At 62.8% G+C, this 15637-nt stretch carries 15 protein-coding genes; 3 read left to right on the top strand and 12 right to left on the bottom strand.

The features are described 5' to 3' along the window. Positions 1–8 precede the first annotated feature (8 nt). The 12 genes from galU to gyrA all read right to left on the bottom strand — a co-directional run bounded on the left by galU (position 9) and on the right by gyrA (position 13540). Complete coding sequence (gene galU, locus D0550_RS16360; RefSeq protein ID WP_241520821.1) at positions 9–911, bottom strand: UTP--glucose-1-phosphate uridylyltransferase GalU; 903 nt, start codon at positions 909–911, stop codon at positions 9–11. A gap of 123 nt (positions 912–1034) precedes the next feature. Next, positions 1035–1358, bottom strand: coding sequence for a ComEA family DNA-binding protein (locus tag D0550_RS16365; protein WP_116810266.1), 324 nt, complete (start codon positions 1356–1358; stop codon positions 1035–1037). A gap of 152 nt (positions 1359–1510) precedes the next feature. Then, positions 1511–2704 (bottom strand): tetratricopeptide repeat protein, encoded by a 1194-nt coding sequence (locus tag D0550_RS16370; RefSeq protein ID WP_116810267.1) that lies wholly within the window; start codon positions 2702–2704, stop codon positions 1511–1513. Next, the gene (locus D0550_RS16375) at positions 2694–2981 is read right to left on the bottom strand and encodes a lipopolysaccharide assembly protein LapA domain-containing protein (RefSeq protein ID WP_116810268.1); all 288 of its coding nucleotides are present in this window, start codon (positions 2979–2981) and stop codon (positions 2694–2696) included. Before D0550_RS16375 ends, D0550_RS16370 begins: the two co-directional genes overlap by 11 nt. 31 nt (positions 2982–3012) lie before the next feature. After that, positions 3013–3360: an integration host factor subunit beta gene (locus D0550_RS16380; protein ID WP_275129248.1), complete on the bottom strand. Its 348-nt coding sequence runs from the start codon at positions 3358–3360 to the stop codon at positions 3013–3015. Positions 3361–3411: 51 nt separating this feature from the next. After that, positions 3412–5088: a 30S ribosomal protein S1 gene (rpsA, locus tag D0550_RS16385; RefSeq protein WP_116810299.1), complete on the bottom strand. Its 1677-nt coding sequence runs from the start codon at positions 5086–5088 to the stop codon at positions 3412–3414. A gap of 119 nt (positions 5089–5207) precedes the next feature. Next, positions 5208–5894: a (d)CMP kinase gene (cmk, locus tag D0550_RS16390; protein WP_116810270.1), complete on the bottom strand. Its 687-nt coding sequence runs from the start codon at positions 5892–5894 to the stop codon at positions 5208–5210. Beyond that, positions 5887–7206 (bottom strand): 3-phosphoshikimate 1-carboxyvinyltransferase, encoded by a 1320-nt coding sequence (aroA, locus tag D0550_RS16395; RefSeq protein ID WP_116810271.1) that lies wholly within the window; start codon positions 7204–7206, stop codon positions 5887–5889. The genes cmk and aroA overlap by 8 nt, the downstream gene beginning before the upstream one ends. A 109-nt stretch (positions 7207–7315) precedes the next feature. Further along, a complete protein-coding gene (pheA, locus tag D0550_RS16400) occupies positions 7316–8479 on the bottom strand; it encodes a prephenate dehydratase (protein ID WP_116810272.1) in 1164 nt (387 codons plus the stop codon). Positions 8480–8548: 69 nt separating this feature from the next. Further along, a complete protein-coding gene (locus D0550_RS16405) occupies positions 8549–9715 on the bottom strand; it encodes a phosphoglycerate dehydrogenase (RefSeq protein WP_116810273.1) in 1167 nt (388 codons plus the stop codon). A gap of 84 nt (positions 9716–9799) precedes the next feature. After that, a complete protein-coding gene (gene serC / locus D0550_RS16410; RefSeq protein ID WP_116810274.1) occupies positions 9800–10879 on the bottom strand; it encodes a 3-phosphoserine/phosphohydroxythreonine transaminase in 1080 nt (359 codons plus the stop codon). Positions 10880–10918: 39 nt separating this feature from the next. Further along, complete coding sequence (gene gyrA / locus D0550_RS16415) at positions 10919–13540, bottom strand: DNA gyrase subunit A (protein WP_116810275.1); 2622 nt, start codon at positions 13538–13540, stop codon at positions 10919–10921. A 79-nt stretch (positions 13541–13619) separates the two neighbouring features. Between gyrA and D0550_RS36415 the strand changes: the two genes are divergently transcribed. The 3 genes from D0550_RS36415 to ubiG are packed head-to-tail and all read left to right on the top strand — an operon-like array spanning position 13620 to position 15632. Beyond that, the gene (locus D0550_RS36415; protein WP_206606336.1) at positions 13620–14171 is read left to right on the top strand and encodes an amidohydrolase family protein; all 552 of its coding nucleotides are present in this window, start codon (positions 13620–13622) and stop codon (positions 14169–14171) included. Further along, complete coding sequence (locus D0550_RS16420) at positions 14054–14914, top strand: amidohydrolase family protein (protein WP_206606337.1); 861 nt, start codon at positions 14054–14056, stop codon at positions 14912–14914. The genes D0550_RS36415 and D0550_RS16420 overlap by 118 nt, the downstream gene beginning before the upstream one ends. A 7-nt stretch (positions 14915–14921) precedes the next feature. Continuing rightward, complete coding sequence (gene ubiG / locus D0550_RS16425) at positions 14922–15632, top strand: bifunctional 2-polyprenyl-6-hydroxyphenol methylase/3-demethylubiquinol 3-O-methyltransferase UbiG (protein ID WP_116810276.1); 711 nt, start codon at positions 14922–14924, stop codon at positions 15630–15632. Positions 15633–15637 lie beyond the last annotated feature (5 nt).

The following is a 15637-nucleotide window of genomic DNA, read 5'->3' on the forward strand; positions in this document are numbered from 1 at the left end:
AGAAAAGCTCAACCCTTCGGCGCGAGCGTGGTCGCAGCGAGGTTGCGCAGATAGTCCTGGAACCTGGTGCCGAGGCTTTCGTGCTTCAGGCCGTACTCGACCGTGGCTTGCAGATAACCGAGCTTGCTGCCGCAGTCATAGCGCTTGCCCTCGAACTCGTAAGCGAACACGCTCTCGTCGCCGAGCAGGTCGGCGATCGCATCGGTGAGCTGAATCTCGCCGCCGGCGCCGCGCCCCGTATTCTCCAGCTTTGCAAAGATCGTCGGCGACAACAGATAACGACCGACCACCGCGAGCGTCGACGGTGCATTGGACGGACGCGGCTTCTCGACGATCTGCTTCACCTTGCTGATGCGACCTTCGCGCTCGTCGGTCGCGACGATGCCGTACTTGTCGGTCTCGCTGCGCGGTACCGTTTCCACGCCCAGCACGCTGCCGCCACGCTGCGCGTGCACTTCGGCCATCTGACGCAGGCACGGCGTCGGCGCGTCGATCAGGTCGTCGGCGAGATGCACGAAGAACGGCTCATCGCCTACCACCGGCTTCGCACACCACACGGCGTGACCGAGGCCGAGCGGCGACGGCTGACGAATGTATATACAGCTGGCCCATGACGGCACGATGTCTTTGAGCGCTTTGAGCAGCTCGTGTTTGTTCTGTGCTTCCAGTGCTTCCTCCAGCTCGTGATCGGAATCGAAGTGGTCTTCGATGGCGCGCTTGGAGCTGCCTGTAATGAATACAAGCTTGCGCGCGCCCGCGGCGAGCGCCTCCTCGGCGGCGTATTGGATCAGCGGCTTGTCGACGATTGGCAACATCTCTTTGGGACTGGCCTTGGTGGCCGGCAAGAAGCGCGTGCCGCGCCCTGCCACTGGAAACACTGCCGTTCTGATCACATTCGTCTCTTTCGCCACTGCACATCTCCGCGTTGGGTGCTTAAGGGTGCGACGCCGATGATATCGCAAGCGGCTGGTGCTTGAGGGGTGACAAAAGGCCCGGTCAGTGGTGACCGGGCACAGTTCACACCAAACGCCTGCTCAACCGCCTTTGCGGGCGCCGGTTGTCGCCGAATCCATACGGATATTGACGCGGTTTCGTTCCAGCGTTTTGGCACCGATGCCCTTGACCTTGCGCAACTCATCGGCGCTCTTGAAGGCGCCGTTCTTTTCGCGGTACGCGACGATGTCCTGCGCCTTGGCGAGCCCGATGCCTTGCAACTCCCTGGCGATGGTGGCGGCGTCGGCGGTGTTGATGTCCACCGGCCCGGCCCAGACGGCCGCCGGCAACAAGCTGCAGATCAGCACCTGTACCGCGCGCCGCACGGCCAGAGCCTGCGCGCTTACCGAACGATGTATCGACATGATTCACTCCTTGAATGTATTCAATTTTCCGTAGCGAGACGGATGCGATGGCATCCGACGGCGGAGATTGTCGACACGATGGGTCGGCGCCGGGCGACCAATATCTGGGCAAAAGCCCACGCAATCGGCTGATCGTGCGCCGACAGCTGTGCTCAGCGGCGATGCATGCCCGGCGTCAGGTCCAGCAACGCCACCGGCGCGAACGCATCCCAGCTGCGACACCCCGGGCATTGCCAGAAATGCGCCGCGCTTGCGAAGCCACAATCGACGCACCGGTAACGTTGTGTGCGGCGGAGAATTCGGCCTAGTGCGGTTGCCAGGGCGGTGCACTGTTCGGCCGTCAAATGCGCAGGATCGCCGGCGGTGGCGCTGACGATTTCGCCCAGCGTTGGATCCTCCCGCAGCAGGTCGGGCAAACACTCGCGGACGAACGACTCCTGTTCCAGCCCAGCAACAATGGCGGCGTACGCGAGCTCGGCGCGTGCGACGGGATCAGGTCGCATCCAAGCTCGAAAACGTCGCTCGATCTCGCCCGCGTCGGTGCCGCGCATCGCACGCATCACCCGCGGCAATGCCAACGTAAGTAGTTTGGGATGCAACTCGACGGCACGCTGACACAGCAAAGCCGCCAGCTCCGGCTGATTCATATCGAGTGCGATGTCGGCGCGAATCAAGGCGCCCCGAGGAAAGTTACGTTGCGCATCGCGCGCAAGATGCAGTTGTTCGCGGGCGCCGGCGAAATCGCCTTTCGCACGCAGCTGTTCGGCCAGCTCGCAGTGATAGTGGGCAATCGCAGTCGGATGCTCCGGAGACGCGACCGCAACGAGCTTGCGATGCACGCCGATCGCCTGCTCCCAATCGCGCTGCTGCTCGTAGATACGTAACAAATATCGCAGCGCCTGCACGTGCTTGCCGCCGCCATCGGCGAGCTGCAGAAACAAACGTTCGGCGCGATCGAACAGGCCGGCGCGAAAGTAATCCTCGCCCAAAGCAAACATCGCGTGCAGTCGATGCTCATCGCTGAGCGACGGCCGCGCCATGATGTTCTCGTGCACACGAATGGCACGCTCCACTTCACCGCGGCGGCGATAAAGATTGCCCAGCGCAAAGTGAGTCTCGACCGTATCGTTGTCGACATCGACCATGCGCAGGAACACCTCCAGCGCCTTGTCCGGCTCCTCATCCAGCAGGAAGCCCAGACCGCGGAAGTATTCTTCGGAGAGTTTGTTCGGTTCGGGGGTAGACGCCGCGCCGGCGCCAGAACGGTAGCGGCCAAATAGCCAGCCGGCCGCCGCAGCGACGAACAGCGCAGCGATCAGCAATAGAGACGGTGGGTCAGCCGGCATTTTCCCCGGTGGCTGCCATGCGGGCGCGCTGCTCGGCCAGGCGCAAGGCGCGTCGCAACCGGCCACGCTCGTTGAGCAACTCGGCGACCCAATAGACGCGCCAGACCAGCCCCGCCACCAGACCGGCGACGAAAGCCACGACCAGCGCCAGACCGAGCGGCGTCGCAATGCGCAGGAACGCCAGCTCGACGTCGACACGCGCGACGTTCATGGCACTGACGAACAGCGCCACCAACGCGGCCAGGGCTACAGTGAAATAAAAGACGACGCGGGACATGGGTCCCTAGTCTACGTCGAATCGACGAAAATTAGTCCCGGATGGGGCTGCCGGCGCCTTCGTTCACGCGCTCGCGCAGATCCTTGCCGGGCTTGAAATGCGGCACGTACTTGCCGGACAGCGCCACGGTCTCGCCGGTCTTGGGATTGCGACCCTGGCGAGGCGGACGGAAATGCAATGAAAAGCTACCGAAGCCGCGGATCTCGATGCGACCGCCCTGGGCCAGGGCATCGCTCATGATCTCCAGCACCTGCTTCACCGCCAGTTCCACGTCCTTGGCCGGCAAATGCTTTTGCTTGGCTGCAATGAGCTCGATGAGTTCCGATTTGGTCATGCTCGGGCCCGTTGTTGTTCTTCCACAGAACCTGCCGCGACCCACACGGCGGTGGCTTGCGCCACCGCCGTGCCGCTGGTTGTCGCGGGGGACAAATTAATTGTCCTGGCCTCCGATTTGCTCCTTCAGCAGATCGCCCAGGCTGGTGCCAGCCGAGGACTCGTTGGTGCGGTAATTCGACACCACCTCGGCTTCCTCGTGAATCTCCTTCGCCTTGATCGACAGAGCAATCGTGCGGCTCTTGCGATCGACGTTGGTGAAGCGGGCTTCCACTTCCTGGTCGACCTTCAGCACCGTACGTGCATCTTCCACGCGGTCACGCGACAGCTCGGAAGCACGCAGATGGCCATCCACGCCGCCGCCCAGGTCGATGATCGCACCCTTGGCGTCGACCTCGCGCACGCGGCCCTTGACGATGCTGCCCTTCGGATGATCGGCGATCCAGGCCGAGAACGGATCCTTCGCCAGCTGCTTGATGCCCAGCGAAATGCGCTCGCGCTCCGGATCGATGGACAGCACCATGGCTTCCACCTGCTGACCCTTCTGGTAGTTGCGCACCGCCTCTTCGCCCGGGATGTCCCAGGAGATGTCGGACAGGTGCACCAGGCCGTCGATGCCGCCCGACAGACCGATGAAGATACCGAAATCGGTGATCGACTTGATCTGGCCGCTGACCTTGTCGCCGCGGTTGAAGTTGTCGCCGAAGTCCTTCCACGGGTTCGACTGGCACTGCTTGATGCCCAGGGAGATACGACGACGCTCCTCGTCGATGTCCAGCACCATGACTTCCACTTCCTGGCCGATGTGCACGACCTTGGAGGGATTGACGTTCTTGTTAGTCCAGTCCATCTCGGACACGTGCACCAGACCTTCCACGCCCTCTTCGATTTCCACGAAGCAGCCGTAGTCGGCGATGTTGGTGACCTTACCGAACAGACGCGAGCCGGTCGGATAACGACGGGCGATGTTCTGCCACGGATCGTTGCCGAGCTGCTTGATGCCCAGCGACACGCGCTGACGCTCGCGGTCGAACTTCAGGATGCGCACGTCGATCTCGTCGCCGACAGTGACCACTTCCGACGGATGCTTGACGCGCTTCCACGCCATGTCGGTGATGTGCAGCAGGCCGTCGATGCCGCCCAGGTCCACGAACGCACCGTAATCGGTGAGATTCTTGACCGTGCCCTTGACGACCGCGCCTTCCTGCAACTTCTCCAGCAGCTCCGAACGCTCGGCGCTGTATTCCTGCTCGACCACGGCGCGGCGGGAAACCACGACGTTGTTGCGCTTCTGGTCCAGCTTGATGACTTTGAATTCGAGGGTCTTGCCTTCGAGGTACGAGGGATCGCGCACCGGACGCACATCGACCAGCGAGCCCGGCAAGAAGGCGCGGACGAAGTCGATCTCGACGGTGAAGCCGCCCTTGACGCGGCCATTGATGATGCCCTTCACGATCTCCTGCTTCTCGAACGCCTGCTCCAGACGCGACCAGGTACGGGCACGCTTGGCCTTCTCGCGCGACAAGCGCGTCTCGCCATTGCCGTCCTCGACGCTGTCGAGCGCGACTTCGACGTCGTCGCCGACGCTGACTTCGATCTCACCGCGGTCGTTCTTGAATTGCTCGACCGGGATCACCGCCTCGCTCTTCAGGCCGGCGTTGACGAGCACCACATCGGGCCCGACTTCCACCACTCGGCCAGTGAGGATGGCGCCTGGCTTGATCCGTTGGGACGCCAGACTTTCTTCGAACAGTTGCGCAAAACTTTCGGTCATGAGTATTTCCAGGGCCACGTCGGGCCCGCGTGTTTGTCCTGTCGGCATCCGCTCCGATCAGGGGTTATTGCATCAAGCCACGCATCCGGCGCGGCACCAAGAAATCGAATCGCTGAGAATCAACCGCGCCCGAAGCGCGCAGCGGCCAGCTCCAGTACTCTGGCCAGGACGGCGTCAATCGTCATCGAGGTGGAGTCCACGATCAGCGCATCATCCGCAGGCTTTAGCGGGGCGATCGGGCGGCTTGCGTCGCGTCGGTCACGCTCGGCGATGTCCAGCGAAAGGGCGGCGAGGTTAGCATCGAGCCCCTTGTCTTTCAACTGGTTATACCGCCGGCGGGCCCGCTCTTCGGCGCTCGCGGTGAGGTATATCTTGAGGCCGGCGGATGGAAAAACCACGGTCCCCATGTCACGGCCGTCGGCAACCAGGCCGGGAGCCTGTGCAAATGCACGCTGACGCTCTAATAGGGCCGTGCGGACGCCCGGCATGGCCCCCACTCGGGAAGCGCCCTCGCCGGTCTGCTCGGTCCGGATGGCCCTGCTGACCTCCTCGCCCGCCAGCCAGATCTGCTCGCCCCCGTCCGGGGCCAGGCCGAATCTGACATCCAGCTGCTCGGCGAGCCGTTCATGCGCGATTTGGTCGTCCAGCGCGACGTTTTTGCGCAGCCCGGCCAGGGCGACCAGGCGGTACAGCGCCCCACTATCGAGCAGGTGCCAGCCGAGCTGGTCGGCGACCCGCCGCGCGATCGTGCCCTTGCCCGAACCGCTCGGCCCGTCGATGGTGAGAATCGGAATGCTGTCAGTCATGCACGGAGACGTTCAGCCCTGCGGTCCCCGCCGTGCCCGGGAAATCCGGGAACGAGGTGGCCACGTTTGCTACATCCAGAATCTTGATCGGCGCAGCAGCGCGCAGACTCGCGACCGAGAATGACATCGCGATCCGGTGATCGCCATGGCTATCGACCGTGCCGCCGGAGAACACCTTACCCTCCGGGCGGCCCTGAATACGGATGCCATCCGACAGCACTTCGCAGGTCACCCCCATGGCTTGCAACCCTTCCGCCATGACAGCAATGCGATCGCTCTCCTTCACCCGCAACTCTTCCGCGCCGGTGACGATGGTCTCGCCCTGCGCGCAGGCAGCGGCGATAAACAGCACGGGGAATTCATCGATGGCCAGCGGCACCAGATGTTCGGGTACATGGATGCCCTTCAGCTGCGCCGGACGCACTTCGATGTCTGCGACGGGCTCGGCACCGGCGGAACGATGATTCACTACGCGCAGATCCGCACCCATCAGCGCCAGGATATCCAGCAGGCCGGTACGCGTCGGGTTGATACCGACCCCGGTGATGGTCAGCACCGCGTCCTGCTTGGGATTGATCGACCCTGCGACCATGAAGAAGGCGGCGGAAGAGAAATCTCCCGGTACCTCGAGCGTGCATGCTTTCAGTTGCGTCGGCGGTGTCAGCGACGCCTCACCGTGCGCGGCATCGACCTGGCAGCCGAAGCTCAGCAACATGCGCTCGGTATGATCGCGTGTGATCGCAGGCTCGATGACTGTCGTCGGCGTGTTTGCATATAAACCGGCGAGCAGCACGGCAGATTTCACCTGCGCGCTCGCGACCGGCAGCTCATAACGAATGCCCTTCAATGCCGGGCCGCCCTTGATCTTCACCGGTGGCTTGCCGCCCAGCGTTTCGATCTGTGCGCCCATCTCGCGCAACGGCTTCGCGGCGCGCTCCATCGGACGTTTCATCAGCGACGAATCGCCGATCAGCTCGCTGTCAAAAGACTGGCCGGACAGCAGACCGGTCATCAACCGCATGGCCGTGCCCGAGTTGCCCATGTCGAGTGCGTGATTCGCCGGCTTCAGGCCGCGCATGCCGACGCCATGGACGCGTACCGACTGCGGGCCGGTCTGCTCGATACGTACGCCGAGCGCGCGCATCGCCTTCATGGTCGACAGACAATCTTCGCTTTCCAGGAAGCCACTCACCTCGGTCACGCCGTCGGCGATGCTGCCGAGCATGAGCGAACGATGTGAAACGGACTTATCGCCGGGCACGCGGAGCGCGCCGGAAACGCCAGAAACAGGCTCGACTATGTAATGCGACATTTGTTTAGGGGGCAGCTAAAAGGGGACAGATCTATTTTCCTTCAGGGCGGAAAAATAAATCTGTCCCCATTTCCGGGGTCGGGGCTCGCAGCATACCCTTATTCGGGGGTTACAGCACCGCGGCCGGGTACGAGCCCAGCACGCGAAACAGGGTGGACGCTTCTCTCAGCTCGTCCAGCGCCGTGGCCAGCGGCGGCTGCTCGGCATGGCCGACCACATCGATGAAGAACACATAATCCCATTTGCGCTTGCGCGACGGCCGGGACTCGATGCGGGTCATGGTGATGTTGTTGGCGGCCAGCGGGCCCAGCAACCGATGCAGCGCGCCCGGCGACTGCGTATCGCCGGCGGAGACCAGCAATGTCGTTTTGTCCTGACCGCTGGCGCTGAACAGCTTGCGACCGATGACCAGGAAGCGCGTGGTGTTATCGGCCGTGTCCTCGATTTCCGGCACGATCACGCCGAGGTTATAAACTTCCGCGGCCGCCTCGCCCGCAATCGCAGCCGTGCCATCCTCATCGCGTGCGCGCCGCGCTGCCTCGGCATTGCTGCTGACGGGAATACGCTCGATGTTTGGCAGATGCTCGTCCAACCATTGGCGACACTGCGCCAACGACTGCGGATGCGAGCAAACACGCAGGATCTTCTGCAGGCCCTTCATCCGGCCCATCAGATGCTGTCGGATGCGCAGCTCTATCTCACCGCAAATCTTGAGCGGCGAGTTCAGAAACATATCCAGCGTGTGATTGACCGTGCCCTCGGTGGAGTTCTCGATGGGCACGACGCCGAAGTCGGCATGTCCGGCCTGCACTTCCTCGAACACTTCGCTGATCGCCGGCAACGGCAGCGCGCGCACCGAATGACCGAAATGTTTCAGCACGGCCTGCTGTGAGAAAGTGCCTTCCGGCCCGAGGAACGCGATCTTCAGCGGCTCCTGCTGAGCCAGACAAGCAGACATGATCTCGCGGAACAGCCGCACTATCTCTTCGTTCCGCAGCGGCCCTTTATTGCGCTCGATAGCGGTGCGTAACACCTGCGCTTCACGCTCCGGCTTGTAAAAGTCCGCCGTGCTCAGCCCCTCGCCCCGCTTGGACTCGCCCACGCGTTGCGCAAAGCGGGCGCGCTCATTCAACAGCTGGTGAATGCGCTGATCGATATCATCGATCTGTTGGCGAATCGAGCTCAGCTCGGGCGACGCCGACGTCGGAGCTTTTTTGCCGGCCGCTTTTTTAGCGGCAGCCTTGCCCGGGCTGGCCTTGGAGGTGCGCTTCATTTGTCTGGAAGTGACTGCTGACTAATGACTGGTGACTATCGTCATCTGTCATTCTGCCAGCCTGGACCGTCACAACGCACGCACGTTCAATACACCCTCGATCTTGCGCAGCTGGTCCAGCACCCCGGCCGGCACCTGACCATCCACGTCCATCAATGTATAGGCCAGCTCGCCGCGCGATTTGTTGAGCAGGTCGGCGATGTTGAGCCGGGCGTTGGCCAGCGCGGTGGAGATCTGGCCAACCATGTTGGGCACATTCTCGTTGGCGATCGACAGTCGGGTCGAATTCGCGGTCCGGGGCAGGACCGCTTCGGGAAAGTTGACCGAATTGCGGACATTGCCGTTCTCGAGGAAGTCCTTGAGCGTATCCGCCACCATGATGGCGCAGTTTTCCTCGGCTTCGCCGGTCGACGCGCCCAGATGCGGCAGCGCCACGATCTTCGGATGATGCTTGACCGCATTGGTCGGGAAATCACAGATGTAAGCGCCCAGCTTGCCGCTGTCGAGCGCCTCCAGAATCGACTTTTCATCGACGATGCCCGCTCGCGAAAAGTTGAGCACGACACCATTGTCCTTCAGCAGCCGGATACGCGCGGCGTTCACGAAGCCGCGGGTCGCTTCCACCAGCGGAACGTGCACCGTCACCATGTCGCAACGTGAGAACAGATCATCCAGCGACAACGCCTGCTGTACGCCAGATGACAATTGCCAGGCACGCTGCACGGTAATCTGAGGATCGAAACCCAGCACTCGCATGCCGAGCAGATGCGCCGCGTTCGCCACTTCAACGCCAACCGCGCCGAGGCCGATCACACCGAGCGTGCGACTCGGCAGCTCGTAGCCAACAAACTTTTTCTTGCCCTGCTCGACCGCGACATCCAGCTCTGCGTCGCTGCCTTTGAGATTGCGAGCGTAGTCCCAGGCCTGACAGATGTTACGAGCCGCAAGGAACAAACCGGCGATGACCAGTTCCTTCACGGCATTCGCGTTCGCGCCAGGCGCGTTGAACACTGGCACGCCACGCGCCGATAGACGCGACACAGGAATATTGTTGGTGCCGGCACCGGCTCGGGCGACTGCGATGACGCTGGAGGGAATGTCGATGGAGTGCATATCCGCCGAGCGCACCAGCACGGCGTGCGGATTGCTCAGCGCGGAGGCGACTTCGTATCGATCGCGCGGCAGCCGTTCCAGTCCGCGAACGGAAATATTGTTGAGCGAGAGCACTCTGAACATAGACGCAACGATCCTCTGGAACGCCGAACATCATCAGAGCCAAATCGAAGCTGCCGCCTCAGCAGCGGCAGCTTTCAATCACAATCAAGCGTGCTTGCGCTCGAACTCCTTCATGAAGTTCACGAGCGCTTCCACGCCAGCCAGCGGCATGGCGTTGTAAATGCTGGCGCGCATGCCACCGACCGAGCGATGGCCTTCCAACGTCACCAGTCCGGCGTCTTTCGCTTCGGCGATGAAAGTCTTGTCCAGCTCCGGCCGTGCCAGCGTGAATGGAATGTTCATCCACGAGCGCGCATCGTGCGCCACTGGATTCTTATAGAACGAGGAGGTATCGATGGCCGCGTACAGCAGCTCCGCCTTGCGACGATTGATCTCGCCCATGGCCTGCAGACCGCCCTGCCGCTTCAGCCACTGGAACACCAGCCCCGCCAGATACCAGGCGAAGGTCGGCGGCGTGTTCAGCATCGAGCCTTCCTTCGCCATGGCGCCGTAATCCATGAACGCCGGCGTGCCCGGACGCGCGTGACCGAGCAGGTCTTCTCGCACAATGACCAACGTGAGGCCCGCGGGACCGATGTTCTTCTGGGCGCCGCCATAGATCAGGCCGAACCTGGCAACATCGATGGGCCGCGACAATATGGTCGAGGACATGTCGGCGACCAGGGGCGTGCCGCTCTTCAGCTCCGGCACGAAATGAAATTCCACGCCACCGATGGTCTCGTTCGGCGTGTAGTGCAGGTAGGCGGCGTTCTCGCTCACCTTCCAGTTCGACAGCAGCGGAATCGAGGTGTACGGCTCGCCGGCATCGGCGACGACATTCACCTTGGCATACTGCTTGGCCTCGCCGATCGCCTTCTTCGACCAGGCGCCGGTGTTCACGTAATCGACGGTGTCGCCCGGCTTGCTGAGATTCATCGGCACGCCGGCGAACTGACCCATGGCGCCGCCCTGCAGGAACAGCACCTTGTAGTTCTTCGGCACCGACAGCAGCTCGCGCAGATCGGCTTCCGCCTGCTCTGCGATGGAAATGAATGCCTTGCCACGATGGCTCATTTCCATGACCGACATGCCGGTGCCATGCCAGTCGAGCAATTCCTCGCGCGCCTGCTCGAGTACTTCCTGTGGCAATACCGCCGGACCGGGACTGAAGTTATAGACGCGCATAAGACCCGAAGTGACTAATGATTACTGACTAATGACTGGTCAGACAGGATCCGGGGCGGCACCGCCGCCATCATCGCCCTCGCCGCCTTCGCCGCCTTCGCCACCCTCAGCGCCCGCTTCGCCAGCGCCGCCTTCGGTGACGATGCGTTCCAGGCCGACCAGGCGATCGCCTTCATCGACACGAATCAGGCGCACACCCTGGGTGTTGCGGCCCTGGACCGAAATCTCGTTGACCTGCGTGCGCACCAGCGTGCCGCCGGAGCTGATCAGCATGATCTCGTCTTCCGGCTTGACCAGCAGCGCGCCGACCATCCGACCATTTCGCTCGCTGATTTGCAATGCGATCACGCCCTGGCCGCCGCGACCATGGCTGGGGAAGTCCTCGATCGCCGTGCGCTTGCCGTAGCCGTTTTCGGACGCGGTGAGCACCATGCCCTGCTCATCGACGATGATCAGGGAAATGACTTCCTCGCCTTCCGGCAGGCGAATGCCGCGCACGCCGGCGGCCGTGCGCCCCATCGGACGCACGTCGTTTTCACCGAAGCGGATGGCCTTGCCGCCGCTCGAGCACAGAATGATCTGCTTGGTGCCGTCGGTGATATCGACGCCGACCAGACGATCGCCCTGCTCCAGCTCGATGGCGATGATGCCGGCCTGACGCGGGCGCGAGAACGCTTCCAGCGACGTCTTCTTCACCGTGCCGGCCGCGGTCACCATGAACACGAACTTGTTGGTCTCGAATTCGTGGATGGGCAGCACTGCGTTGATGCGCTCGCCTTCCTGCAGCGGCAACAGATTCACAATGGGCTTGCCGCGCGAGCCACGGCTCGCCTGCGGCAGCTGATACACCTTCAGCCAATACATCTTGCCGGTGCTGGAGAAGCACAGCAGCGTGTCGTGAGTATTGGCGACGAACAGCTTGTCGACGAAGTCTTCGTCCTTCATCGCGGTGGCGGACTTGCCGCGACCGCCACGACGCTGCGCTTGATAGTCGGTCACGGGCTGCGACTTGGCATAACCCCCGTGCGACAGCGTCACCACCACGTCCTGCTGCTCGATCAGGTCTTCGATGGTGAGATCGGAATGATCGAAATTGATCTGCGTGCGACGCGGATCGGCGTACTTCGCCTTGACCTCTTCGAGCTCGGCGCGAATCACCTGCAGCAAGCGCTCCGGGCGCGCCAGGATGTCGCTCAGATCGGCGATCTGGGCCAGCAGCTCCTGGAACTCGGCGATGATCTTGTCCTGCTCCAGCCCGGTGAGGCGGTTCAGGCGCATGTCCAGAATGGCCTGGGCCTGCACGTCCGACAGACGATAGCCGCCTTCGACCAGACCGAATTCCAGCGACAGGCCATCGGGTCGGGAGACGATATCTCCAGCGCGAGCCAACATCGCCGGCACCGCGCCCGACGACCACACCCGTCCCATCAACGCGACTTTCGCCTCGGCCGGCGTCGGCGACGCCTTGATGAGCGCAATCACTTCATCGATGTTGGCCAGCGCAACTGCCTGGCCTTCCAAAATGTGAGCACGCTCGCGCGCCTTGCGCAGGTCGTACACCGTGCGGCGTGTGACCACTTCACGGCGATGACGCACGAACGCTTCGAGCATCTCCTTCAGGTTGAACAGCTTCGGCTGGCCATCCTGCAAGGCGACCATGTTCATGCCGAACACCGTTTCCATCGGGGTGTGCTTGAACAGCTTGTTCAGCACCACGTCCGCGACTTCACCGCGCTTGAGCTCGATGACCACGCGCATGCCGTCCTTGTCGGACTCGTCGCGCAAGCCATCGGAAGCGATGCCCTCGATGACCTTTTCGCGCACCAGCTCGGCGATGCGCTCGAGCAGCCGCGCCTTGTTCACCTGGTACGGCAGCTCGGTGATGATGATGGCCTGGCGGCCCCTTTCGTCTTCTTCGATATCGGTCTTGGCGCGCACGTACACGCGACCGCGACCGGTCAGATAGGCTGAAGCGATTTCAGCGGCGCCATTGATGATGCCGGCGGTCGGGAAGTCCGGGCCCGGGATCAGCTGCATCAAGGTCTGAATGGTGATGTTCGGATCGTCGATGAGCGCGATACACGCGCTGACCACTTCGCCCAGGTTGTGCGGCGGAATGTTGGTGGCCATGCCGACCGCGATGCCGGCGGAGCCGTTGATCAGCAGGTTCGGCACGCGCGTCGGCAGCACGACCGGCTCTTTTTCCTTGCCGTCGTAGTTGTCGACGAAATCGACGGTCTCGCGGTCGATGTCGGCGAGCAGCTCGCTCGCCAGCTGCGTCATGCGGCACTCGGTGTAGCGGTAAGCCGCGGGCGGATCGCCGTCCACCGAGCCGAAGTTACCCTGGCCATCGACCAGCTGGTAGCGCATCGAGAAGTTCTGCGCCATGCGCACCAGCGCGTCGTAAGCCGACGAGTCGCCGTGCGGGTGATATTTACCGAGCACGTCACCGACCACGCGCGCGCACTTCACATACGGGCGGGAGGAGACGTTATTGCTCTCATGCATCGCGAACAGGATGCGGCGATGGACCGGCTTCAAGCCGTCGCGCACGTCGGGCAGAGCGCGCCCGACGATGACGCTCATCGCATAGTCGAGATACGACTGACGCATCTCGTCTTCTAGGTTGACGTGCAGAATTTCGCGAGCGATTTCGGCCATGCGGAGTTCTTCGAAGGAAGTGCCGAATCTTATCACATTGCGGGTCTAGAACAGGGCGTCCAGTTATACTTCGACGCCCATGGAACCTATCGACACACTGCTCTCGGCCCGCTGGATCATTCCGATCGAACCGGCGGGCGTGGTGCTGGAAGCGCATTCGCTGGCGATCCACCAGGGACGCATCCTCGCCGTGTTGCCCACGGCCGAGGCGAAACAGCGTTTTTCCGCGCAGGAAGAGCTCGATCGCCCCGCGCACGTACTGCTGCCGGGGCTGGTGAATGCGCACACTCATGCGGCCAGCAGCCTGTTGCACGGAGCAGTGAGCAGCGCCTCGTTCGAGCACTGGGCCCACAGCATCCGGCAGCTTCAGCAGCGCTGGGTCGATGCTGAATACGTGCGCGACGGCACCGCGCTGGCGATCGCCGCCGCACTGTCGAGCGGCACGACATGTTTTTTTGCCGACCAGCACCTTTTTTTCCCGAAGTGGTCGCGCAGACCGCCGCCGAAGCGCGCATGCGCGTCTGCGTCGGCCTTCCCGTACAAGACACGCCCTCGGTGTGGGCCGGCTCGGCCAGCGAGTGCCTGCAAAAAGGCTTCAATCTGCGGGACGAGTATCGCGACGATCCATTGATCACGACCGCGCTCGCCCCGGTCGAGCCCGCCTCGCTCAGCGACGAGACACTGGAACGGGTGCGGACCCTGGTGGATGAGCTGGAAGTGCCGATCTACATGCACGTGAACGAAAGCCGCGGCTGCGCGCCTTCGCTGGAACGGCTGGAAAAGCTCGGGCTGCTGTCGCCGCTGCTGGCCGCCGTGCATATGGTCAAATTGGATTCTGCCGACGTCGAGCGCGTCGCGGCCGCCGGTGCGAGCGTCGTGCATTGCCCGCAATCCAACCTCAAGTTGGGCAGCGGCCTGTGTCCGGTGCCGTTGTTCAAAGATCGTTCGGTGAATGTCGCGCTGGGCAGCGGTGGCGTCAGTAACAACGATTTGCTGGCCGAGCTGCGCAGTGCCGCCCTCATCGCCAGCAGCATGTTTCCTGCCGCCTCGCCGGTCGACGCACACGACTGGCTGCAGACTGCGACGCTGAATGGCGCGCGCGCACTCGGTCTGGCTGAATCCATTGGCTCGCTGGTGCCGGGCAAATGGGCCGATGTGTGTTGTATCGACCTCGGTCGCCCCAACACCCAGCCCACCTACGACCCGGCGGCGCAGATCGTGTTTGCCGCGTCGCGCGAGCAAGTCAGCGATGTGTGGGTCGCCGGCCGCATGCTGGTCCGTGATCGCGAGCTGACGCATCTGGACACCGCGGCAGTTCTGAATCGCGCCGAGCTGTGGCGCGTGCGTATCGCGGCGGCCCAGGTCACGGAGTAATCGAGTCATGAATGCAGCAACCTCCAACCACGACCCGGCCGAGATCGCCCGCTTCGATGACATCGCGCAGCGCTGGTGGGATCCGAAGGGCGAATTCCGTCCGCTGCACGTTCTGAATCCGGTCCGGCTCGATTATGTCGACCAGGGCGCGTCGCTGCGAGGCAAGCGCGTGCTGGACGTCGGTTGTGGCGGCGGCATTCTCAGCGAGGCGATGGCGAAGCGCGGTGCTCAAGTCACCGGCATCGATCTCGCGCCTCAAACTATCGAGGTCGCGGAACTGCATGCGCTGGAAAGCCAGGTGACGATTCGCTATCTGCGTGAGTCGGCCGAAACGCACGCGGCTCATTCGCCCGCCGCCTATGACGTCGTCACCTGCATGGAGATGCTCGAACACGTCCCCGAGCCGCAGAGCGTGCTGCGCGCTTTGCACGATCTGGTGAAGCCCGGCGGTGACATCTTCGTCTCGACGCTCAATCGCAATCTGAAGGCTTATCTATTGGCGGTGGTCGGCGCGGAGTACGTCCTGAACATGCTGCCGCGGGGCACGCATAGTTATGAGCGCTTCATCAAGCCGTCGGAAATGAGCCGCTGGGCCCGCGGCGTAGAACTGAGCGTCGTCGATATCGCCGGTCTGGCCTATGACCCGCTGCAACACAGCGCCCGTCGCACCGGCGACGTGAGCGTGAATTACATGATGCACTTGAAAAGAGATTCCTGAGTTGG

Source organism: Steroidobacter cummioxidans (genome assembly GCF_003104955.1).